This is a genomic window from Streptomyces sporangiiformans (assembly GCF_005768555.2).
GTDB lineage: Bacteria > Actinomycetota > Actinomycetes > Streptomycetales > Streptomycetaceae > Streptomyces > Streptomyces sporangiiformans.
Genome location: NZ_VCHX02000157.1, coordinates 1 through 21,972 on the forward strand (window position 1 = coordinate 1; position 21,972 = coordinate 21,972).

At 70.2% G+C, this 21,972-nt stretch carries 21 protein-coding genes and 1 pseudogene; 10 read left to right on the plus strand and 12 right to left on the minus strand.

Features of this window, described 5'->3' with window-relative positions:
- Window positions 1-35: 35 nt before the first annotated feature.
- The 4 genes from FGD71_RS24995 to FGD71_RS25010 form a co-directional block, all read right to left on the minus strand.
- Window positions 36-554 (minus strand): SixA phosphatase family protein, encoded by a 519-nt coding sequence (locus tag FGD71_RS24995; RefSeq protein WP_119102761.1) that lies wholly within the window; start codon window positions 552-554, stop codon window positions 36-38.
- A 76-nt stretch (window positions 555-630) separates the two neighbouring features.
- Window positions 631-846 carry a hypothetical protein gene (locus FGD71_RS25000; RefSeq protein WP_119102794.1) on the minus strand — a complete coding sequence of 72 codons (216 nt, stop codon included), beginning with the start codon at window positions 844-846 and terminating at the stop codon, window positions 631-633.
- Window positions 847-1,090: 244 nt separating this feature from the next.
- On the minus strand, window positions 1,091-1,207 hold the full coding sequence (locus tag FGD71_RS49720) for an SGM_5486 family transporter-associated protein (RefSeq protein ID WP_119102762.1): 117 nt from the start codon (window positions 1,205-1,207) through the stop codon (window positions 1,091-1,093).
- Window positions 1,208-1,268: 61 nt separating this feature from the next.
- Window positions 1,269-2,675, minus strand: coding sequence for a CynX/NimT family MFS transporter (locus tag FGD71_RS25010; RefSeq protein WP_119102763.1), 1,407 nt, complete (start codon window positions 2,673-2,675; stop codon window positions 1,269-1,271).
- Window positions 2,676-2,721: 46 nt separating this feature from the next.
- Between FGD71_RS25010 and FGD71_RS25015 the strand changes: the two genes are divergently transcribed.
- Complete coding sequence (locus FGD71_RS25015; RefSeq protein WP_119102764.1) at window positions 2,722-3,411, plus strand: FadR/GntR family transcriptional regulator; 690 nt, start codon at window positions 2,722-2,724, stop codon at window positions 3,409-3,411.
- Here the strand turns inward: FGD71_RS25015 and FGD71_RS25020 are convergent.
- The 4 genes from FGD71_RS25020 to FGD71_RS25035 form a co-directional block, all read right to left on the minus strand.
- Window positions 3,395-3,769, minus strand: a complete 375-nt coding sequence (locus FGD71_RS25020) for a hypothetical protein (protein WP_119102765.1) — start codon at window positions 3,767-3,769, stop codon at window positions 3,395-3,397. The two genes, FGD71_RS25015 and FGD71_RS25020, sit on opposite strands and share 17 nt — an antisense overlap.
- 239 nt (window positions 3,770-4,008) lie before the next feature.
- A complete protein-coding gene (fabI, locus tag FGD71_RS25025; protein ID WP_119102766.1) occupies window positions 4,009-4,776 on the minus strand; it encodes an enoyl-ACP reductase FabI in 768 nt (255 codons plus the stop codon).
- A gap of 5 nt (window positions 4,777-4,781) precedes the next feature.
- Complete coding sequence (gene fabG, locus FGD71_RS25030) at window positions 4,782-5,486, minus strand: 3-oxoacyl-[acyl-carrier-protein] reductase (RefSeq protein ID WP_119102767.1); 705 nt, start codon at window positions 5,484-5,486, stop codon at window positions 4,782-4,784.
- Between the two features lie 131 nt (window positions 5,487-5,617).
- The gene (locus FGD71_RS25035; protein WP_119102768.1) at window positions 5,618-6,772 is read right to left on the minus strand and encodes an SEC-C domain-containing protein; all 1,155 of its coding nucleotides are present in this window, start codon (window positions 6,770-6,772) and stop codon (window positions 5,618-5,620) included.
- Window positions 6,773-6,945: 173 nt separating this feature from the next.
- On the opposite strand from FGD71_RS25035, the gene FGD71_RS25040 reads away from it, so the two are divergent.
- From FGD71_RS25040 to tyrS, 3 genes are all read left to right on the plus strand, one after another.
- The gene (locus FGD71_RS25040; protein WP_119102769.1) at window positions 6,946-8,469 is read left to right on the plus strand and encodes a TldD/PmbA family protein; all 1,524 of its coding nucleotides are present in this window, start codon (window positions 6,946-6,948) and stop codon (window positions 8,467-8,469) included.
- The gene (locus tag FGD71_RS25045; RefSeq protein ID WP_119102770.1) at window positions 8,466-9,875 is read left to right on the plus strand and encodes a metallopeptidase TldD-related protein; all 1,410 of its coding nucleotides are present in this window, start codon (window positions 8,466-8,468) and stop codon (window positions 9,873-9,875) included. Before FGD71_RS25040 ends, FGD71_RS25045 begins: the two co-directional genes overlap by 4 nt.
- Window positions 9,876-10,163: 288 nt before the next feature.
- On the plus strand, window positions 10,164-11,432 hold the full coding sequence (gene tyrS, locus FGD71_RS25050) for a tyrosine--tRNA ligase (RefSeq protein ID WP_119102771.1): 1,269 nt from the start codon (window positions 10,164-10,166) through the stop codon (window positions 11,430-11,432).
- An 82-nt stretch (window positions 11,433-11,514) separates the two neighbouring features.
- On the opposite strand, the gene FGD71_RS25055 is transcribed toward tyrS, so the two are convergent.
- Window positions 11,515-11,796 (minus strand): GlsB/YeaQ/YmgE family stress response membrane protein, encoded by a 282-nt coding sequence (locus tag FGD71_RS25055; RefSeq protein ID WP_119102772.1) that lies wholly within the window; start codon window positions 11,794-11,796, stop codon window positions 11,515-11,517.
- Window positions 11,797-12,045: 249 nt separating this feature from the next.
- Between FGD71_RS25055 and FGD71_RS25060 the strand changes: the two genes are divergently transcribed.
- Entirely contained in the window at window positions 12,046-12,480 is a 435-nt protein-coding gene (locus tag FGD71_RS25060) for a DUF3099 domain-containing protein (RefSeq protein ID WP_162931218.1), read from the plus strand.
- A gap of 208 nt (window positions 12,481-12,688) precedes the next feature.
- Window positions 12,689-12,946, plus strand: a complete 258-nt coding sequence (locus FGD71_RS25065; RefSeq protein WP_119102773.1) for a hypothetical protein — start codon at window positions 12,689-12,691, stop codon at window positions 12,944-12,946.
- Between the two features lie 101 nt (window positions 12,947-13,047).
- Here the strand turns inward: FGD71_RS25065 and moaA are convergent, their stop codons facing one another.
- From moaA to FGD71_RS25080, 3 genes are all read right to left on the minus strand, one after another.
- Window positions 13,048-14,037 carry a GTP 3',8-cyclase MoaA gene (moaA, locus tag FGD71_RS25070; RefSeq protein WP_119102774.1) on the minus strand — a complete coding sequence of 330 codons (990 nt, stop codon included), beginning with the start codon at window positions 14,035-14,037 and terminating at the stop codon, window positions 13,048-13,050.
- A 218-nt stretch (window positions 14,038-14,255) separates the two neighbouring features.
- Window positions 14,256-15,884 carry a solute symporter family protein gene (locus FGD71_RS25075; protein ID WP_119102775.1) on the minus strand — a complete coding sequence of 543 codons (1,629 nt, stop codon included), beginning with the start codon at window positions 15,882-15,884 and terminating at the stop codon, window positions 14,256-14,258.
- The gene (locus tag FGD71_RS25080; protein WP_119102776.1) at window positions 15,881-16,237 is read right to left on the minus strand and encodes a DUF485 domain-containing protein; all 357 of its coding nucleotides are present in this window, start codon (window positions 16,235-16,237) and stop codon (window positions 15,881-15,883) included. Before FGD71_RS25080 ends, FGD71_RS25075 begins: the two co-directional genes overlap by 4 nt.
- A gap of 375 nt (window positions 16,238-16,612) precedes the next feature.
- Here FGD71_RS25080 and FGD71_RS25085 point away from each other — a divergent pair, with 375 nt between their 5' ends.
- From FGD71_RS25085 to FGD71_RS25100, 4 genes and pseudogenes are all read left to right on the plus strand, one after another.
- Window positions 16,613-18,139 carry a S8 family peptidase gene (locus FGD71_RS25085; RefSeq protein ID WP_119102777.1) on the plus strand — a complete coding sequence of 509 codons (1,527 nt, stop codon included), beginning with the start codon at window positions 16,613-16,615 and terminating at the stop codon, window positions 18,137-18,139.
- Window positions 18,140-18,314: 175 nt separating this feature from the next.
- On the plus strand, window positions 18,315-19,850 hold the full coding sequence (locus FGD71_RS25090; RefSeq protein ID WP_119102778.1) for a S8 family peptidase: 1,536 nt from the start codon (window positions 18,315-18,317) through the stop codon (window positions 19,848-19,850).
- Window positions 19,851-19,959: 109 nt separating this feature from the next.
- Window positions 19,960-20,481 (plus strand): hypothetical protein, encoded by a 522-nt coding sequence (locus FGD71_RS25095; protein ID WP_119102779.1) that lies wholly within the window; start codon window positions 19,960-19,962, stop codon window positions 20,479-20,481.
- A 31-nt stretch (window positions 20,482-20,512) separates the two neighbouring features.
- Window positions 20,513-21,966 (plus strand): annotated as a pseudogene (locus tag FGD71_RS25100) (CoA transferase).
- Window positions 21,967-21,972: the final 6 nt, after the last annotated feature.

The following is a 21,972-nucleotide window of genomic DNA, read 5'->3' on the forward strand; positions in this document are numbered from 1 at the left end:
CTCGCGGTGCCGGGCCCGTCCACGTAGGGGTGAGGTCACTCGGTCGGCGCCCAGTAGTCGAGCAGCGTGCCCACGCCGGGCTCGAGACTCTTCCAGGAGGCGGTGAAGGAGACCACGGCGAACGCGGCGGCGGGGAAGCCATGGCGGCTCATCCGCTCCTTCGTGTCGCCCTCCGACTGGCCGGACAGGATGTCGGCGAGGCCCTCGACGCCGGGGTTGTGGCCGACCAGGAGCACGTTCTGGCTGTCGTCCGGGGTTTCGTTGAGCAGGGCGATCAGCTCACCGGGCGAGGCCTCGTAGAGCCGCTCCTCATAGACCGTTTTCGGCCGGTGCGGAAGCTCCTGGACGGCGAGTTTCCATGTCTCGCGGGTACGGGTCGCGGTCGAGCAGAGGGCCAGATCGAAGGGGATGCCGGTGTCGGCCAGCTTGCGTCCGGCGACGGCGGCGTCCTTGCGGCCCCGCTCAGCGAGCGGCCGCTCATGGTCGGGCACCTGGGGCCAGTCGGCTTTCGCATGCCGGAAAAGGACAATCCTGCGGGGTTCTGCGACGCTCATGGGTCCCAGCTTCGCATGAAAACACGCCACGGGGCGCAGGGAGTTGACCCGCTGTCCCGACAGGGGGCAGCGGAGCTCAGGAGCCCTGGCGCAGCACCGTCTCCTGGATGCGCTCGAAGAGGTGACCCACAGCGGGGTCGCCGCCGGCCGCGTGGGCATCCGCGGGGTTGAGGATCACCAGGAGCAGCATCGCGAAGGCGAGCGCGGGCAGAACGAGGGCCCACCAGGGCAGCCGGACCTCGACGCCGCCCCTGATCGCCGAGTGGGGCCGGGTGTGCGTAGGGGCCGACATACCGCCTCCGTGGGTCTTCGAACGCTTCGTGATCCGCGTCGTCGCGGCCACACTTCGAAGCTACGGATTCGGGAGCCCTCAACCCATCCGGTGATCCACCCACTTGACCCTGACACTCACCCCCTAGGGGATGGTGGGGCTAGCCCCACCATGCTGTGGCGGAGCCACGCACCGGGTCACGGTCCCGGCGCAGCGTCCGTCACAGCGAGGGGGCACATGGCGAGGGGCCACGAGGGACGCGGCGTCACGGCGAAGCGATCGTCGCGATGATGCCGATGATCACGAATACGGCGAAGAAGGTGCCGAAGACGAGCAGCATCTTCTTCTGGCCGTTCTGGGGGTTCGGGTCGAGCACGGGCATACGGCCAGTCTCGCACCCTTCGTCCGCCCCCATCCCGGTGGGGTCGGTTCCCCACAGCCGATCATCGGGCGGAGCGGCGTGTGGCCTCGTCCTCCACGGTGCGGTCGCGCCCGGCCAGGATGCCCGTCACGATCTGCGGGATCATCAGGGCCGACATGAGCGCGATGGGAAGCCCCCAGCCGCCGCTGTGCTGGTACAGCACGCCCACCAGGAGCGGGCCAGGGACCGAGATCAGATAACCGGTGCTCTGCGCGAAGCCCGAGAGCTTCGCGACCCCCGCACCGGTCCTGGCCCGCATGCCGACCATGGTGAGGGCCAGCGGGAAGGCGCAGTTGGAGACGCCCATCAGCAGGGCCCAGGCCCAGGCGCCGCCCGCCGGGGCGAAGTAGAGGCCGGCGTATCCGACGAGGCCGCAGACCCCGAGGGCGATCACGATCGGTCCCTGGTGGGACAGGCGCGTGGCCAGACGCGGGATGACGAAAGCCAGCGGCACCCCCATCGCCATCGTGACGGCCAGGAGCAGTCCGGCCGTGCCCGCGGAGACACCCGCGTCACGGAAGATCTGCGCCATCCATCCCATCGTGATGTACGCGGCGGTGGCTTGGAGCCCGAAGAAGACGGCGAGCGCCCAGGCGGTACGGCTGCGGGCGATGCGCAGCGTGTCCGGCTCCGGGCGTGCCGCGCGGGACGATGCCTCGCCGGCCTGTGAAGCCTCGCGGGGCGCCGAGGCCCCGCCGGCAGCCGAAGCGCCGCCGGCGGCCGCAGTCCCACTGAGAGCCGGAGCCGCACCCCGTTCCCGTACGAGCGGGAGCCAGGGGACCACGGCCACGGCCGCGATACCCGCCCACATCGCGAGGCCGGACTGCCAGCTGCCGCCCAGGACCTCGGCCGCGGGCACCGTGACGGCGGCCGCCGCGGCGGTGCCGAGCGCCAGGGCCATGGAGTACAGGCCGGTCATGGAGCCGACCCGGTCCGGGAACCAGCGCTTGACGATGACCGGCATCAGGATGTTGCTGACCGCGATGCCCATCAGCGCGAGGGCGCTGGCGGCCAGGAAGCCCGTGGTGCTCCCGGTGAAGGGCCGGATCGCGAGCCCCGCGGCGATGGCCACCATGCCGGCGCAGACAACGGGGACGGGTCCGAAACGGCGGGCGAGACGCGGTGCCATGACGCCGAAGACCGCGAAGCACAGCGGCGGCACGGAGGTGAGCAGTCCGGCGACGCTGCCGCTCATACCGAGGCCGTCGCGCACCTCTTCCAGGAGCGCCCCGAGGCTGGTGATGGCGGGACGCAGATTGACGGCTGTGAGGACGAGCCCGACGATCACCAGGCGTGCCATCCACGCGCGCGTGGCGGTTTCCTGGGAGTCGTCGGCGGTTCCGGATGAGCTGCGTATCGATGTGGATGTGGATGTGGACCTGGGTGCGGACCTCGTCCGGGTTTCCTCGCTGACCATGCCACCCATCATAGAATCATGGGATGATTGATTGTCCACCGCCCCACGGAGGAGCGTCATGCCGCTGAGCCACCCCCGCCGATCGGCGCTGTCCGAGCAGGTCATCGCCGAGCTGCGGAACCAGATCACCTCCGGCGAGTGGCCGGTCGGCTCCCGCATCCCCACCGAGCCCGAGCTGGTCGAGCAGCTGGGAGTCGCCCGCAACACGGTCCGGGAGGCCGTGCGCGCGCTCGCGCACAACGGCCTGCTCGACATCCGCCAGGGTTCGGGGACCTACGTCGTGGCGACCAGTGAGCTGGCGGGCGTGATGCACCGCCGCTTCGCGGACGCCGAGAAGCGGCACGTCGCCGAGCTGCGCTCCACGCTGGAGTCGGGCGCCGCGAAACTGGCCGCCGAGCGTCGCACCGAGCGCGACCTGAAGCAGCTGGACGCGCTCCTGGTGCGCCGCGAGGAGGCGTGGGAGTCGGGCGACGCGGAGGCCTTCGTCACCGCCGACACGTCGTTCCACATGGCGGTGGTGGCCGCGTCCCACAACGACGTCATGACGGCGATGTACGCGGACCTGAGCGAGGTCCTGCGCGACTGGCTGCGCGACGATGTGGGCGAGGAGCTGACACCCGAGACGTACATGGACCACATGCGCCTGGTGGACGCGATTCGCGCGGGCGACGCGGGGAAGGCCGCCGCGGAGGCCGCGAGCTACCCGTTCCTGTGCGGCCCGAGGCGGTCAGTCACCTCCGGTGACTGACCCACGCGGAACGGACCTCCTGCCAGCAGCGGCCCGTGAGGCGCACGGTCTGTGCGGGCCCGGCCTCGACCGAGCTGCCGTCGCTGTCGATGTCCCACCATCGCTCGCACTCGATGTGCAGGCCGACGCGGTCGACCTCGGGGTACGGGTTGTGGCAGTACGCGGTCACATACGAGCCGTCGACCGCGATCCGGCACTCGGCTCCGAAGGGCCTGTCGGCATGCACGCGCGCGTGGGGCGCCGTTTTCGTGGGGTGCGAAGCGGCGCGTTGCGGCAGGGCGAACAAGAGAGCGAGCGCGAGAACGAACACGAGAACGAGCGCGGCCGGCAGCGGGGCGAAGCGCGGGGACAAGCGCACAAGGGGGACCTCCTCGGCCGTGCTGGGGAGGGGAACTCCTCTTCCAGAGTGCGCAGTTACCGCCCTTCACCGCCCGGCCGGTGGGCCGAACGGGTGACGCCCCGCCGCCCGCGCTGCGGGAAACGGGGCGTCGCGAACGTAAGACGCGTGAACGTGAGACGCGTGAACGTGAGACGCGTGAACGTGAGACGCGTGAACGTACGAACGTAAGTCCGATCAGACGTCAGTCCGAGCAGACCTCACGCGCCGATCGCGTGCAGACCGCCGTCCACGTGGATGATCTCGCCCGTCGTCTTCGGGAACCAGTCGCTCAGCAGGGCGACGACACCGCGGCCGGCCGGCTCGGGGTCCTTGAGGTCCCACTCCAGGGGCGCACGGTCGTCCCACACGGCGGCCAGTTCGCCGAAGCCCGGGATGGACTTGGCGGCCATGGAGGCGAGGGGGCCGGCGGAGACGAGGTTGCAGCGGATGTTCTGCTTGCCCAGGTCACGGGCGACGTAACGGCTGGTGGCCTCCAGGGCGGCCTTGGCCGGGCCCATCCAGTCGTACTGCGGCCAGGCGAACTTCGCGTCGAAGGTGAGGCCGACGACCGAGCCGCCGTTCTGCATCAGCGGCAGGCAGGCCATGGTCAGCGACTTCAGGGAGTACGCCGAGACGTGCATGGCGGTGGCGACCGACTCGAACGGGGTGTTGAGGAAGTTGCCGCCGAGCGCGTCCTGGGGGGCGAAGCCGATGGAGTGGACGACGCCGTCGAGGCCGCCGAGCTCCTCGCCGACGATGTCGGCCAGCCGTCCGAGGTGCTCGTCGTTGGTGACGTCGAGCTCGATGACCTTGGTGGGCTTGGGGAGCTTCCTGGCGATGCGCTCGGTCAGCGTGGGCCGCGGGAACGCGGTCAGGATGATCTCGGCGCCCTGCTCCTGGGCCAGCTTCGCGGTGTGGAAGGCGATGGAGGACTCCATCAGCACACCGGTGATCAGGACGCGCTTACCCTCGAGAATTCCGCTCATGGTGATCAGTGACCCATGCCCAATCCGCCGTCAACCGGAATGACGGCTCCAGTGATGTACGAGGCGTCGTCCGAGGCGAGGAACCGCACCGTCGCGGCGATCTCCTCGGGCCGCGCGTACCGGCCGAGCGGCACCTGCTTCACGATGCCCTCGCGCTGCTCGTCGGTGAGCACCTTGGTCATGTCGGTGTCGACGAAGCCGGGCGCGACGACGTTGAAGGTGATGTTGCGCGAGCCGAGCTCGCGGGCGAGCGAGCGCGCGAAGCCGACCAGGCCCGCCTTGGAGGCGGCGTAGTTCGCCTGCCCGGGCGAGCCGTACAGCCCGACGACCGACGAGATGAGCACGACGCGGCCCTTCTTGGCGCGCAGCATGCCCCGGTTGGCGCGCTTCACCACGCGGAAGGTGCCGGTGAGGTTGGTGTCGAGAACGGACGTGAAGTCCTCCTCGGACATACGCATCAGCAGCTGGTCCTTGGTGACGCCCGCGTTGGCGATCAGCACCTCGACCGGACCGTGCTCGGCCTCGATCTCCTTGTAGGCCTGCTCCACCTGCTCGGCATCGGTGATGTCGCACTTGACGGCGAGGAAGCCCGCCGGGGGTTCCCCCAAGCGGTACGTGATCGCGACCTTGTCGCCCGCGTCGGCGAAAGCGCGGGCGATGGCGAGGCCGATGCCCCGGTTTCCTCCGGTGACGAGAACCGAGCGGCTCAACGGATCACCCTTTCGATAGCCGGTCTGGTACCTCGAAACCTATCGGTCCGGCCCGCCCCGCGGAGAATCCACCATCGACAGTGGCTTCGCCCGGCTCCTGTCGGGTCTCTACAGTCGAGAGCCTCGGCTCGTCACGCCAGAGCCGGGTTCCCACAGCACTTCTTGTACTTGCGTCCCGACGCACACCAGCAGGGGCCGTTGCGCGGCGGCGGCCAGGCCTCGGCCCGTCCGGTACGCGCGAGTGCGGCGGCGTACGCGGACCGTGTGCCCGGAAAGTCCGGCGATCCCCCGCTCGTCGCCGCGTACGCCTCCAGGTCCCGCACCGTCGCCCGGCCGACCGCCAGCTGGGTCGCCCCCTCTTCCGACAGGTCCCGCAAGGTCCGTTCGACCTGCCGCAGGTGGCCGGCGTGGTCGGCGCCGTACACCTCGGCCGCCCTGGGCCAGCGTTCCAGCAGTCCGGTGAGCTCGTCCCGTGGCCAGTACAGAACGCACGTCGCGCGCGGACCGGCATGGACAACAGGGTTCTCCGACGACGCGGGGTCCAGCGCTTCGCCGATCTCGCGCTCCAGCAGGTCGGGGCCGTGTCCCTCCAGCCGCTTGAGCCGAAGCGGGTCGTGGAGTTCGTCGAGCGGGCGGACGCGGCCGAGCAGCGCGGACGCCCGGCGCTCATGCAGTGCGTCGGCCACCGCGTCCCAGTCGTCGTGCGGCTCACCGAGCAGTCGCCGTACCCGGTGGCGGCCGGTCAGGAGCGTCTCCACGTCGTAGCCCTGGACGTGCGCCTCCACCACGTCCACCGTCACGGCGGCGCCCGCGCCGAGCACGTGTGTCACGCCCGCCGTGTACCACTCGGCGGCCGTGGCGGTCTCGTCCTGCGCCTCGAAGGCCTCGGCGACGAAGGTCCAGGCGCCGGCGTGCCGCGGGTGCCGCCTGCGGAACCCCGCCGCCGCGGCGCGCGCCTCTTCGTCGCGCCCGGCGTCCCACAGCGTGCTGATCCGGTAGGCGTCCACCAGATCCGGTTCCTCGACGGCGTCGTCTGAGCCGCGCTCCAGCAGACGCTCGTACAGGGCCAGCGCGCTGTCGTACTCCCCCGCTTCGTTCCACGCGTCCGCCGCTTCCAGAAGCAGCTCTTCGAGATCCTCGGGGTGACGTCCGGCCAGCCGCTCGTACTCCTCGGCGACCTGGGCGGGCTCTGGCGGACGCGCGCCGGTGTCTCGTGCGGGAGCGCGCCTGTTCCCGCGTGCGCTCCTGCCGTTCTTACCGGCCGGGCGAGGACGCTTGCTGGACATGGGTTCACCGTATGAGCCCGGTGTGCGGGCCGCAGCCGCAGCGCGAAGTCCCGCCCGGGCACCCGCCGGTGGAAGACCGCACCTTTTCCCGGGAAACCGACCGACGAGTCATGATTCACTGCCCGTGACGGTCAATAACAGGAGAGCACTCCCACTCCCGAAGGGACCCACCCGTGCCCCACGAAGTCGATCAGTCATTCCTGGCACTACCCCTGAGGGCCCTGGCCGACGCCGCGCTCGCGCGGGCCCGGGCGCTGGGCGCCGAGCATGCGGACTTCCGGTTCGAGCGGGTGCGCAGCGCGGCCTGGCGGCTGCGGGACGCCAAGCCCGCGGGGTCGTCGGACACGACCGATCTGGGGTTCGCGGTGCGGGTGGTGCACGGCGGGACGTGGGGATTCGCGTCCGGCGTCGATCTGACCATGGACGCCGCCGCGAAGGTCGCGTCGCAGGCCGTGGCCATGGCCAAGCTGTCGGCCCAGGTGATCAAGGCGGCGGGCTCCGACGAGCGCGTCGAGCTCGCCGATGAGCCGGTGCACGCGGAGAAGACCTGGGTCTCCTCGTACGAGATCGACCCCTTCTCCGTGCCGGACGACGAGAAGGTGGGGCTGCTCACGGACTGGAGCGCTCAGCTGCTGGCGGCCCAGGGGGTCAGCCACGTGGACGCCTCACTGCTGACAGTGCACGAGAACAAGTTCTATGCCGATACGGCGGGCACCGTCACCACCCAGCAGCGCGTGCGGCTGCATCCACAGCTCACGGCTGTCGCGGTCGACGAGTCGAGCGGCGAGTTCGACTCCATGCGGACGATCGCGCCGCCGGTCGGGCGCGGCTGGGAGTACCTGGTCGGCACCGGCTGGGACTGGGAGTCGGAGCTGGGGCGGATCCCTGAGCTGCTCGCCGAGAAGATGCGGGCGCCGAGCGTCGAGGCGGGGGTGTACGACCTCGTCGTCGACCCGTCCAACCTGTGGCTGACGATCCACGAGTCCATCGGGCACGCCACCGAGCTGGACCGCGCGCTCGGTTACGAGGCCGCGTACGCGGGAACCTCCTTCGCCACCTTCGACAAGCTCGGCAAGCTGCGGTACGGCTCCGAGCTGATGAACGTCACCGGTGACCGCACGGCCGAGCACGGGCTCGCGACCATCGGGTACGACGACGAGGGCGTCGAGGGGCAGTCCTGGAACCTGGTGAAGGACGGGACGCTGGTCGGCTACCAACTGGACCGCAGGATCGCCAGGTTGACCGGGTTCGAGCGGTCCAACGGGTGCGCGTACGCGGACTCCCCGGGCCATGTGCCGGTGCAGCGCATGGCAAACGTGTCGCTCCAGCCCGATCCCGGCGGCCTGTCCACCGAGGATCTGATCGGCGGCGTCGACCGTGGGATCTACGTCGTCGGCGACCGGTCGTGGTCCATCGACATGCAGCGCTACAACTTCCAGTTCACCGGACAGCGCTTCTTCAAGATCGAGAACGGACGGATCGCGGGCCAGCTGCGGGACGTCGCGTACCAGGCGACGACCACCGACTTCTGGGGCTCGATGGCAGCGGTCGGCGGTCCCCAGACGTACGTCCTGGGCGGCGCCTTCAACTGCGGAAAGGCCCAGCCCGGCCAGGTCGCGGCGGTCTCGCACGGCTGCCCGTCGGCCCTCTTCAAGGGCGTCAACATCCTCAACACGACCCAGGAGGCCGGGCGATGAGCACCTCTTCGTCGACGACTCGTACGAACAAGCCGCACGACATCGTCGAGCGCGCCCTCGAACTGTCCCGGGCCGACGGCTGTGTCGTGATCGCCGACGAGCACTCGACCGCCAATCTGCGCTGGGCCGGCAACGCACTGACCACGAACGGGGTCACGCGCGGGCGCACGCTGACCGTCATCGCCACCGTCGACGGCCGCGAGGGCACCGCCTCCGGGGTCGTCTCCCGCTCGGCCGTGACCGCGCAGGAGCTGGAGCCGCTCGTACGGGCCGCCGAGGCCGCGGCGCGGGGCGCGGGCCCGGCCGAGGACGCGCAGCCGCTGGTGACCGGGGTCGCCCAGTCCCCCGACTTCACGGACGCGCCCGCCGAGACCTCGTCGGCCGTCTTCACGGACTTCGCCCCGGCCCTCGGCGAATCGTTCGCCCGCGCGCGTGAGGGCGGGCGGGAGCTGTACGGCTTCGCCAACCACGAACTCGTGTCGAGCTATCTCGGTACGTCGACGGGGCTGCGCCTTCGGCACGACCAGCCCAACGGGACGCTGGAGTTGAACGCCAAGTCGCCGGACCGGATGCGCTCGGCGTGGGCGGGCCGTTCGACGCGCGACTTCAAGGACGTGGACCCGGCGGCGCTCGACGCGGAGCTGGCCACGCGGCTCGGCTGGGCGCAGCGGCGCATCGAGCTGCCCGCCGGGCGGTACGAGACGCTGCTGCCGCCGACCGCCGTCGCGGACTTGCTTATCTACCAGATGTGGTCGTCGTCGGCCCGGGACGCGGCCGAGGGGCGGACGGTGTTCAGCAAGCCCGGCGGCGGGACGCGCGTCGGCGAGAAGCTCACCGAGCTGCCGCTGACGCTGCGCAGCGACCCGAACGAGCCCGGCCTGGAGTGCGCGCCCTTCGTGCTCGCCCACTCCTCCGGGGACGACTCCTCGGTGTTCGACAACGGGCTGCCCGTGCGGCCCACCGATTGGGTCCGTGAGGGCGAGCTCGCGCATCTGACGAGCACCCGGCACAGCGCGGGTCTGACCGGGCTGCCGGTGGCCCCCGCCATCGGCAACGTGATCCTCGACGGCGGCCAGGACCGCTCGCTGGAGGAGATGGTCGCGGACACCGAGCGCGGGTTGCTGCTCACCTGCCTCTGGTACATCCGCGAGGTCGACCCGGCGACGCTGCTGCTGACCGGGCTGACCCGGGACGGCGTCTATCTCGTCGAGAACGGCGAGGTCACCGGGGAAGTGAACAACTTCCGGTTCAACGAGTCGCCGGTGGATCTGCTGGGGCGGGCGACCGAGGCGGGGCGGACGGAGAAGACGCTGCCGAGGGAATGGAGCGACTGGTTCACCAGGGCCGCGATGCCTGCCCTGCGGGTGCCGGACTTCAATATGAGCTCCGTCAGTCAGGGCGTGTGACGGTCGTGGGCGGTGCCGGTCGGGCGGGTCGGCCGGGCGTGTCGGCCGGGCGTGTCGGCCGGGCGTGTCGGCCGGGCGTGTCGGCCGGGCGTGTCGGCCGGGCGTGTCGGCCGGGCGTGTCGGCCGGGACGCATAAGCGAGTGAGCTCTGTCGGTCGGGGCGTATAACCTCGTAGTCGGCTGTCACACGACNACGCATAAGCGAGTGAGCTCTGTCGGTCGGGGCGTATAACCTCGTAGTCGGCTGTCACACGACCGCCCGAAGATCACCCTAGGAGATACGAGAACCGTGACGGACATCGTCGACGAGCTGAAGTGGCGCGGGCTGATCGCCCTGTCCACTGACGAGGACGCTTTGCGCAAGGCGCTCGCGGACGGTCCCGTCACGTTCTATTGCGGCTTCGACCCGACGGCGGCCAGTCTGCACGTCGGCCACCTGGTGCAGGTCCTCACCATGCGCCGCCTCCAGCGGGCGGGCCTGCGCCCGCTGGCCCTGGTGGGCGGGGCGACCGGCCAGATCGGCGACCCACGCCCGACCGCCGAGCGCACGCTGAACGACCCGGAGACGGTCGCCAACTGGGTCAGCCGACTGCGCGCGCAGATCGAGCCGTTCCTGTCCTTCGAGGGCGAGAACCCCGCGGTGATGGTGAACAACCTGGACTGGACGGCCGGATTGTCGGCCATCGAGTTCCTGCGGGACATCGGCAAGCACTTCCGCGTCAACAAGATGCTCACGAAGGACTCCGTCGCCCGGCGCCTGGAGTCCGAGGAGGGCATCAGCTACACGGAGTTCAGCTACCAGCTGCTGCAGGGCATGGACTTCCTGGAGCTGTACCGCAGGTACGGCTGCACGCTTCAGCAGGGCGGCAGCGACCAGTGGGGCAACCTCACGGCGGGCCTGGACCTGATCCACCGCCTGGAGCCGCACGCCGAGGTCCACGCGCTGGCGACGCCGCTGATGACCAAGGCGGACGGCACCAAGTTCGGCAAGACCGAGGGCGGCGCCATCTGGCTCGACCCCGAGATGACGACGCCGTACGCGTTCTACCAGTTCTGGCTGAACGCGGACGACCGGGACATCTCGTCGTACATGCGGATCCTCTCCTTCAAGTCCCGCGAGGAGCTGGAGGAGCTGGAGAAGGTCACCGATGAGCGCCCGCAGGCCCGGACCGCGCAGCGGGCGCTGGCCGAGGAGCTCACGACACTGGTGCACGGAGCCGATCAGACGGCCGCGGTCATCGCCGCGTCCAAGGCCCTCTTCGGGCAGGGCGACCTGGCGGAGCTCGACGAGGCGACGCTGAGCGCGGCCCTCTTCGAGGTGCCGCACATCCAGGTCGCCGAGCTCGGCCCGGTGGTCGACCTCTTCGCCGGGGTCGGCCTGGTGCCCAGCAAGTCGGCCGCGCGCCGCACGGTCAAGGAGGGCGGCGCGTACGTGAACAACGCCAAGGTCGTCGGCGAGGACGCCGTCCCCGCCAAGGAGGACCTGCTGCACGGTCGCTGGCTGGTGCTGCGCCGGGGCAAGAAGAACCTGGCGGCGGTGGAGGTCACCGCGGGCTGAACGCGGCGCGCGTCTGCGCGGGTGAAGGGGGAAGGGGGTGGCCGGACGGCCACCCACTTCGTCGTACGTCAGGCGCCCTCTTTCACCTGGGGGCCTTCTGTCTGCCGCCCCGGATCGCCGTGTACATCATGTCGCCGAAGAAGACGACGACGATCGCGGCGGCGAGCTGGAGGCCGTGCCGGCCCCAGTCGATGCCGTCGGTCTCGGCGATCCCGATGCCCCGGGCGATGGAGTTGCCGACGACGGCACCGATGATCCCGAAGATCGTGGTCAGCCAGAGCGGGCTGTGCTGCCTGCCCGGAATGATCGCCTTGGCCAGCAGGCCGAGCACGAACCCCACGATGATCGCCCACAACCAGCCCATGGCTGCCTCCTGTACGGCTCCGCGTGAGCACTACACCCAGTTTCGGCCCGTCCGCCATACGGTGCATGTCGGGCGCACCCGTACGCGGTATGCCGCAAGGGGCTCCGCGCGCGGGAGACGGACGACCCGGTCTCGTGGGAGGCGCGGCCGCGGCGTAACGTGGTCCTTGTTCGGGCCCTGCTGTCCATGAGCGGGTGCGGACCTGGTACGGGCAGGGGAGCGTCCGATACAGGCAGGCGGTGGAACGTGATGCGGAAGCACAGCAACGTCGAGGTCTTCCGGATCACCGGAGCCCGGCAGGGACTCGCCGACGACGTACGTGGCCGGCAGCGTCGGTATGTCATCTCGATGTCCGTCCGCACGGTCGCCGTGATCCTCGCGGCCACTCTCTGGAACGTCGAGCGGCCTGTCGCCATCGTCGCCCTCGTGCTCGGTGGCGTCCTCCCCTATATCGCCGTGGTGATCGCCAACGCGGGCCGTGAGAACGCGCCCTCGCTGCCGTCGACGTTCGTCACCGCGCCGACCCGGCCGATGCTCACCCCGCCCCCGGCGGGCGGCTCCGCGGAATCCGTCCCGGAGGATGCCGGGGAATCCGTACCGGGAGACGCGGCGGGGTCCGTCCCGGAAGACGTCGCGGCCGATTCCGCGGCAGGTTCCCGGAGCGGGCAGCACGACCGAACCTGACCACGGCGGAACGCTGCGGCCCGGGTCAGGGACGGCACCAAGCTCAAGAGAAGCTCAGATCAATCATGTCGTTCAGGTGCCGGGCACGGGGCTACCCGTGACATACTTCGTACGCGCTCCGCATCCCCCGTCGGAGCGACAGACCGACGCCGGGCAGCTCCCCCCGTGGCTGCTCGGCGTCGCCTTTTCCCGGGTTAGGGTCGGGGGCGTGATTCTGAACCTGCCCGGCTCCGATCCCTCCTCGCCCATCTGCTCGGCCAAGGGCTGCCGGGCCGACGCGGTGTGGGTGCTCGCCTGGAACAACCCGAAGCTGCACACACCGGACCGGCGCAAGACCTGGCTCGCGTGCGAGGAGCATCGCGAGCACCTGTCCAAGTTCCTCGCCGTCCGAGGGTTCTTGAAGGACGTCGTGCCGCTGGAGGAATGGGAGTCCCAGGAACATCAGGAGCCCCCGACGTCCCCCTAGGGTCTGTCGTTTGGATCACGCCTGGGCCGCGGGGCTTGGCACGCACATCTGCGGTCATCGGGCGCCGTAGCGCGAGGTCGGCATGATCCAAACGACAGGCCCTAACCGCCAATGGCCGACATCGGTCGCTCCGGCTGCACGAACGACGGGTCGTCGAGACCGGCGCCCGCTTTCTTGCCCCACATCGCCAGCTTCCAGATGCGGGCGATCTCCTCGTCCGGCGCGTCCGAACGCAGGGCGGCCCGCAGGTCGGTCTCCTCCGTGGCGAACAGGCAGGTGCGGACCTGGCCGTCGGCCGTCAGCCTCGTGCGGTCGCAGGCCGAGCAGAACGGGCGGGTGACGGAGGCGATCACGCCGACGCGGTGCGGGCCGCCGTCGACGATCCAGCGCTCGGCGGGCGCGGAGCCGCGCTCCTCGGATCCCTCGTCCGTGAGCGCGAAGCGCGTGCGCAGCGAGGCCAGGATGTCGCCCGCGGTGACCATGCCCTCGCGCTTCCAGCCGTGCTGGGCGTCGAGGGGCATCTGCTCGATGAACCGCAGTTCGTAGTCGTGCTCCACGGCCCAGGCGAGCAGGTCCGGGGCCTCGTCGTCGTTCAGCCCCGGCATCAGGACGGAGTTGACCTTGACCGGGTCCAGGCCGGCGTCGCGGGCGGCTCGGAGGCCGTCGAGGACGTCCTTGTGGCGGTCGCGGCGCGTGAGGGTCTTGAAGACGTCGGGGCGCAGGGTGTCCAACGAGACGTTGACCCGGTCCAGGCCCGCTGCCTTCAGAGCGGTCGCCGTGCGCTTGAGGCCGATGCCGTTGGTCGTCAGGGACATCTGGGGGCGCGGCTCCAGGGCGGCCACGCGCTCCACGATGCCGACGAGGCCGGGGCGCAGCAGGGGCTCGCCGCCGGTGAAGCGGACCTCGGTGATGCCCAGTGTCCGTACCGCTATGTCGATGAGGCGGACTATCTCGTCGTCCGTGAGCAGGTCGGGCTTCGCCAGCCACTGCAGGCCCTCCTCGGGCATGCAGTACGTACACCTCAGATTGCAGCGGTCCGTCAGTGACACACGCAGGTCGGTTGCCACCCGGCCGTAGGTGTCGATGAGCACGTCGGCCCCTCCCTGAATGCGGATCGATGAGGATCAGATACCAGCGAGCCTACGTGACGGAACCGACAACGACAGCGGCCAGATCCCACGAGACGCGAAACGGCCGCGTCGTAGCTCTCTACGACGCGGCCGCGGTGCGAGCACCCAGGAGGTCCCGGGGGATGTCCCGGCGGCGCTGAACGAGGCCTCAGCAGGCCCCGGCAGCACTGATCGAGACCTCAGTGAGCGCCGGTGCCGGTGAGCGAACGCACCTCCAGCTCCGCGTACTTGCCGGTGTCCGGCTCCTCCTTGGACACGAGCGTGCCGATCCAGCCCAGCAGGAAGCCGACCGGGATCGAGATGATGCCCGGGTTCTCCAGCGGGAACCAGTGGAAGTCGACGTCCGGGAACATCGAGGTGGCCTTGCCGGAGACCACCGGTGAGAACAGCACCAGGCCGACCGCCGTGACGAGGCCGCCGTAGATCGACCACAGTGCGCCCTGGGTGGTGAACCGCTTCCAGAAGAGGCTGTAGAGGATCGTCGGCAGGTTGGCGGACGCGGCGACCGCGAAGGCGAGCGCGACCAGGCCGGCCACGTTCAGGTCACGGGCCATGGCGCCGAGGGCGATGGAGACGATGCCGATGGCGACCGTCGCGTACCGGGCGGCGTTGACCTCTTCCTTCTCGGTGGCCTTGCCCTTCCTGATGACGTTCGCGTAGATGTCGTGCGCGAACGAGGAGGACGAGGCGAGGGTCAGGCCCGCGACGACCGCGAGGATCGTGGCGAAGGCGACCGCGGAGATGGTGGCGAGCAGGATCGCGCCCCAGGCCGAGTCGACGCCGCCGAGATGCAGCGCGAGGAGTGGCGCGGCCGTGTTGCCCGCGGGGTTGGATTCGACGATCTCTTCCTTGGAGATGAGGGCCGCCGCGCCGAAGCCGAGCGCGATGGTCATCAGGTAGAAGCCGCCGATGATGCCGATCGCCCAGTTCACGGACTTACGCGCGGCCTTGGCGTTGGGCACCGTGTAGAAGCGGATCAGGATGTGCGGAAGGCCCGCGGTGCCCAGGACCAGCGCGATGCCCAGGGAGATGAAGTCGACCTTCGAGGTGGTCGTGAGGCCGTACTTCAGACCGGGCTCCAGGAAGGCCGATCCCCCACCGCTGTTCTTGGCCGCCTCGCCGAGCAGGTCGGAGACGTTGAAGTTGAACTTGAGCAGCACCAGGAAGGTGATGAGCAGGGTGCCGCCGATGAGCAGCACGGCCTTGACCATCTGGACCCAGGTGGTGCCCTTCATGCCGCCGATGGTGACGTACACGATCATCAGGATGCCGACGAGGGCGACGATGGCGATCTTCCCGGCGTCGCTGGTGATGCCGAGCAGCAGCGAGACCAGGACACCCGCGCCCGCCATCTGCGCCAGCAGATAGAAGATCGAGACGACGATCGTGGAGGTACCGGCCGCCGTACGCACGGGGCGCTGGCGCATGCGGTACGCGAGGACGTCGCCCATCGTGTACCGGCCGGAGTTGCGCAGCGGCTCGGCGACGAGGAGCAGCGCCACCAGCCAGGCGACGAGGAAGCCGATGGAGTAGAGGAAGCCGTCGTATCCGAAGAGGGCGATGGCGCCCGCGATGCCCAGGAAGGACGCGGCGGACATGTAGTCGCCGGAGACGGCGAGCCCGTTCTGGAACGCGCTGAACTGGCGGCCGCCCGCGTAGAAGTCGGCGGCGTCCTTCGTCTGCCGGCCGGCCCACACGGTGATGATGAGGGTGGCGACGACGAAGACGGCGAACAGGGAGATGATCAGCGGCCGGTGCTCGCTGGCCTCCCCCGCCGCAAGCTGGAAATGGGTGATCGCGGGGCTCATGCGCCGCCCTCCATCCGGGACTTGATCGCCTCAGCCTTGGGGTCGAGCTTGGCGGAGGAGTGCCGCTCGTACCACCAGGCGATGAGGAACGTGGTGAGGAACTGGGCGAGGCCCAGGATGAACGCGACGTTGAAATTGCCGGCGACCTTGGTGCCCATGAAATCGCCCGCGTAGTTCGAAAGCAGGACGTACAGCAGGTACCAGGCGATGAAGCCGATGGTCAGCGGGAAGGCGAAGGAGCGGTGGGCGCGGCGTAGTTCACCGAACTCAGCGCTCTCCTGCACCTCGACGAACTCCTCGGTGGTGGGGAGCTGAGGTTGGGATTTCGAGGGGGGCGGTGCGTCGGTAGCCACGGAGTCTCCTCGCGTTGCGGATGCGGTTGCCGCTTGGGAACCGGGTGAAGGTGAGTTGGCGGACGGGCTCGGTACGGACATTGCTTTCTTTCTGACCTCACGAAGTCGTGGATCTTGTGGGCCGGGTCGCGATGCTAGGGCTTCCCGGGCGTGATCCGACAGGGGCTCGATGGTGCTCGGGCTCCCTGTCCAACGTCACGGCGCCACGCGAGGACCGGTTCAACTCCGGTCACTTCTTTCGGAAGTCATTTCCGGAAGTCGTTGCTGGCCAGCGATGACGGGAGATAACTTCGCCCTGCACCACCTAGTCATGTACCTGCCCGGCCACCACCTGTGTTCGGGCTGGTTACTTTTCCCGGATGATGTGGAGATCCCATGGTTCATCTGCGCTCCAGACGCCGTCTCGCGCTGGCTGTGCCCGTCGTGCTGTCCCTCACCGCCTCGCTCGGCTTCCTGCCGGGTGTCGCCTCGGCCGCGCCTCAGGACGCCCCCGCGGTGTCGGCGGCGGACGGCCCGAAGCTCGCCTACGTGGTCAACACCAAGACGGACCACCGCACGATCGAGTCGGTGAAGAAGGCGATAGCGAAGGCCGACGGCACGGTCGTCACCACGTACCAGAAGATCGGCGTCATCGTCGTCCACTCGGCCAACCCGGACTTCGGCAAGCAGATCCGTGCCGTGCGTGGGGTGCAGTCCGCGGGCGCGACGCGCACCACGCCGCTGAAGGCGGCGGGGACGACCGACGAGGGCGGGGCGCAGTACCTGTCGGCGGCCGAGGCCGCGAAGGTCGCCTCGAAGAGCACCGCCGCCGGTCAGGAGCCCCTCGAGGCCGACCAGTGGGATCTGCGCGCGATCGGCGCCGACAAGGCCGCGGAGATCAACCCGGGCAGCCGGAAGGTCACGGTCGCCGTGATCGACACGGGAGTCGACGACACCCATCCGGACCTGGCCCCGAACTTCTCGGCGTCGCAGTCCGCGAACTGTGTGGGGGGCGTTGCCGACACGAGTGAGGGCGCCTGGCGTCCGTACACCGCCGAGGACTACCACGGCACGCATGTCGCGGGTGAGATCGCGGCCGCCCGCAACGGCATCGGTGTCGCCGGTGTGGCGCCCGGCGCGAAGGTCGCGGGCATCAAGGTGAGCGACCCGGACAACGGCCTCTTCTACCCCGAGAGCGTCGTCTGCGCCTTCGTGTTCGCCGCCGACCACGGCGTGGAGATCACGAACAACAGCTACTACGTCGACCCGTGGCTCTACAACTGCATGGACGACCCCGACCAGAAGGCGATCGTCGACGCGGTGAACCGGGCCCAGCTGTACGCCCAGAAGAAGGGCACCCTCAACCTGGCCTCGGCGGGCAACTCCAACCACGACCTCGACTCGGACGCGATCGTCGACGACAGCAGCCCCGACGACTCGACCCCGGTCACCCGCACCATCGACCCGCACGAGTGCTTCGACGTGCCGACCCAGCTGCCGGGTGTCGTCACGGTCAGTGCGACCGGCGTCACGAGCGCCAAGTCGTACTACTCCACCTACGGCAAGGGCGTGATCGACATCGCGGCGCCGGGCGGAGACAAGTACCAGATCCCGGACACCCCGTCGAAGAACGGCCGGATCCTGTCCACCATGCCGAACAACGAGTACGCCTTCCTGCAGGGCACGTCGATGGCGTCGCCGCACGCCGCCGGTGTCGCCGCGCTACTCAAGTCCAAGTACCCCAAGGCGACTCCGACCCTGCTTCAGGCGCTGCTGAAGGCTCAGGCGGACAACCCGGGGTGCCCGACCGACCCGTACGACGGGGACGGCGACGGTGTCGTGGACGCCACCTGCGAGGGCGGCAAGCGTGTGAACGGCTTCTACGGCTTCGGCATCGTCAACGCGCTGCGGGCAGTCAAGTAGGCGATCCTGTACGCCCCTTCAGAGGCGGGCCGGCTCACCTCCGGCCCGCCTCGTACTGCCCGCACGTCCTGTACCACCCGCACGGCCCGTACGACCCGCACAGCCCGTACCACCGCACAGCCCGTACCGCCCGCACGGTCCGTACCGCTCGTACAGCGAACGAACTGGAGACTCCATGACAGCGCCTGACCCGCGCTCCCGCCGTGCCATAGCGATTCCGCTCGGGATGGCCATGGCGACGGCATTCGCCTTCCTGCCGAACGTCAGTGCGTCGGCGGCCCCCGCCGCGCCCGCGGCCGACAGCGTGCCGCTGTTGTCGGCGGAGGCGAACTCGCTCAGCTATGTCGTGAACGTCCGTCCCGGGTACGGCACTTCCTCGTACGTGAAGAAGGCCATCACCAAGGCGGGCGGCACGATCGTGACGTCGTACGACCGGATCGGCGTGATCGTCGTCCACTCGTCGAACGCCGACTTCGCGAAGACCATCCGCAAGGTGCACGGGGTGGAGTCGGCGGGCGCCACGCGCACCGCGCCGCTGCCCGCGCAGTCCACGACCGATGTCGGCACCCCCAAGGTGCTCACCGCCAAGCAGGCGGCGAGCGTCGAAGCGGCGGCCGGGCAGGACCCGCTGGAGCCGCTGCAGTGGGATCTGCCGGCCATCAAGGCGGACAAGGCGCACGAGAAGTCGCTGGGCAGCCGGGACGTCACCGTCGCCGTGATCGACACCGGCGTCGACGACACGCACCCCGACATCGCTCCGAACTTCGACCGCGACGCCTCGGTCAACTGTGTGTCGGGCAAGCCGGACACGACCGACGGGGCATGGCGGCCGAGCGCCGCCGAGAGCCCGCACGGCACACATGTCGCGGGTGAGATCGCGGCCGCGAAGAACGGCGTCGGCGTCACCGGGGTGGCGCCGGGCGTGAAGGTCTCCGGCATCAAGGTGTCCAACCCGGACGGCTTCTTCTACACGGAGGCCGTCGTCTGCGGCTTCATGTGGGCCGCCGAGCACGGCGTGGACGTCACCAACAACAGCTATTACACCGACCCCTGGTACTTCAACTGCAAGAACGACCCCGACCAGAAGGCCCTCGTGGAGGCCGTCACCCGTGCCTCGCGGTACGCGGAGAAGAAGGGCGCGGTCAACGTCGCGGCGGCGGGCAACGAGAACTACGACCTCGCGGCGGACGAGATCACCGACCCGGTCTCGCCGAACGACTCCACGCCGTCGGACCGCGTGATCGACCCGTCCGAGTGCCTGGACATCCCGACCCAGTTGCCGGGGGTCGTCACGGTCGCTTCGACCGGCGCGAAGGGCATCAAGTCGTCCTTCTCCAACCACGGCCTGGGCGTCGTCGACATCGCGGCCCCCGGCGGCGACTCGACGGCGTACCAGACCCCGGCGCCGCCCGCCACCAGCGGCCTCATCCTGGGCCCGGTCCCCGGCGGCAAGTGGGGCTACATGGCCGGTACGTCGATGGCCTCCCCGCATGTCGCGGGCGTGGCCGCGCTCATCAAGTCGACGCACCCCCACGCCCCCGCCGCCCTGGTCAAGGCGCTGCTGTACGCCGAGGCCGACGCCACGCCGTGCACCGACCCGTATGACATCGACGGGGACGGCAAGATCGACGCGGTCTGCGAGGGCGGCAAGAACCGCAACGGCTTCTACGGCTGGGGCATCGCCGACGCCCTGGACGCCGTGAGCAAGTAGCCGGCAGTAGGCAGGAGGCAAGCAGTAGCTCCCCGCGGGGAGTCGAGCCGGGCGGCCGTGGGCCGCCCGGCTCTCGTACGCGTGCTCGGTTACGGGAAGATCCTCTGCCATGGACGTGTACGAAGATCCCGCCACATGGACCCCCTTGCCGACCCGCCCTCGGGGGCTGCTCGTTCTGCGGTTCGCCGCCACCGTGGTGTTCCTTCCGGTGCTGATCGTGCTCTGGATAGTGGCCGCGCTCGGTTTCATCGCCGTCGGCTTCCTGACGGAGGTGATCGCGGCCGTCAGCTCCTCGTACGAGAAGGGGCTGCTGAAGCTCATGGAGCGGACGCTGGACCGCCTGTCGGGGGTGCCCGCGTGGGGCGTGACCTGGAGCGAGCTGCGGCACGAAGGGGACGCCGCGTACTACGGGGCGCGTGTGGACAAGGCGGTCGCCGGCTGGACGCGCAAGGCGTCGGCCCCGCGCCGGCCCAAGAAGTCGCGGCCGCCCGTCGAGTGCGCGATACCGGTACGGGACTACCGGGGCGTGGGCGGGCGTTACGTCGCCGAGGTCGCGCTCGCACAGGGGTGGGAACTGCGGCCCACCGACGTGCGCAAGGAGGTGCGCCTGTGGTGGTCGGCCGCCTCCTGAGTTGACTGAGTACACCCGGCATAGTGCCGGTATGACGGGTTCAGGGGTGCCGGGCACTGGGGTGACGGGTTCAGGCGTGACGGGTACGGAGTTCGCGTGGGCCGCGCTGGGCGGAGCGCCCCACCTGGTGTCGCGGGTGTCGGCCGTGGCGCGGGACGGGACGCTGGACTCACGGCTGCCGGTACGGGAGTTGGCGCGGGCCTGTGTGGGGGCCTGTGCGCTCGCGGGCGCGGAGCTCGCCGCTCGGCGGAGCGGGCGGCGTGCCGGGCGGGAGGTGCCCGGGGTACGGGTCGACGACGGGGCCGTCGCCACCGCGTTCGTGAGCGAACGGCATCTGCTGGTGGACGGACGGGCGCCGGTCACGTTCGCCCCGCTGTCCCGGTTCTGGCGTACGGCGGACGCGTGGGTGCGGACGCACGCGAACTATCCGCATCACCGGGCCCGGCTGCTGGGGGCGCTGGGGTTGCCGGCGGACGCGTCGGCGGAGGCCTCGGTGGACGCCGTGGGCGCCGCTCTCGCGGAGCGGTCGGCCGTGGACGTGGAGAGCGCGGTGGACGCGGCCGGCGGGCTCGCCGTGGCGCTGCGTACGCCCGAGGAGTGGGCCGCGCACGAGCAGGGCGCGGCGGTGGCACGGCGAGGGCTGCTCGAGCGGGGGCGGTTGGACTCCTCGGCGGTACGCGTCCTCGCGCCCCTCGCCGGTGATCCGCTGCTGCCCGCCGCCGGCCTGCGCGTCCTCGATCTCACCCGCGTCATCGCCGGGCCCGTCGCGACCCGGACGCTGGCACTCCTCGGAGCCGACGTCCTGCGGGTCGACCCGCCCGGGCTGCCCGAACTCGCCGACCAGCACGCGGACACCGGCTTCGGCAAGCGGTCCGCCACGCTCGATCTCACCACCGATCGGCGTGCCTTCGAGGAACTGCTCGCCTCGGCGGACGTCGTCGTCACCGGCTACCGTCCCGGCGCCCTGGACCGCTTCGGGCTCACCGCACAGGCGCTGGCCGAGCGCAGGCCGGGGATCGTGGTGGCGCAGCTGTCGGCGTGGGGGCGTACGGGCCGTGGGGCGGGCGGCGCGGGTTCGACAGCCTGGTGCAGGTGGCAACCGGGATCGCGGCGCTCGAGGGGTCCGAGGAGCGGCCCGGTGCGCTGCCCGCCCAGGCCCTCGACCACGGCACGGGATATCTGCTGGCTGCGGCCGTACTGCGCGCGGTCACGGAGCAGTTGGACGAGGGCGGGACGCGGTTCGCGCGTCTGGCGCCGGCGCAGACGGCGGCGTGGTTGGTGAACGGGCTCGGTGGGGGCGAGCGGCGGCCACCACGGGCCTCGCAGGCCGACTCGTACGACGGTCCCGAGCCCTGGCTCACCGAGACGGACAGGGGGCTTTGGCGGCTGCGCCACGCCCTTCCGCCGGTCTCCTTCGCGGGCGGTCCGGCGGACTGGTCGCGTCCGCCCGGGCCTTGGGGCGAGGATGCCGCACGGTGGAGCTGAGTCACC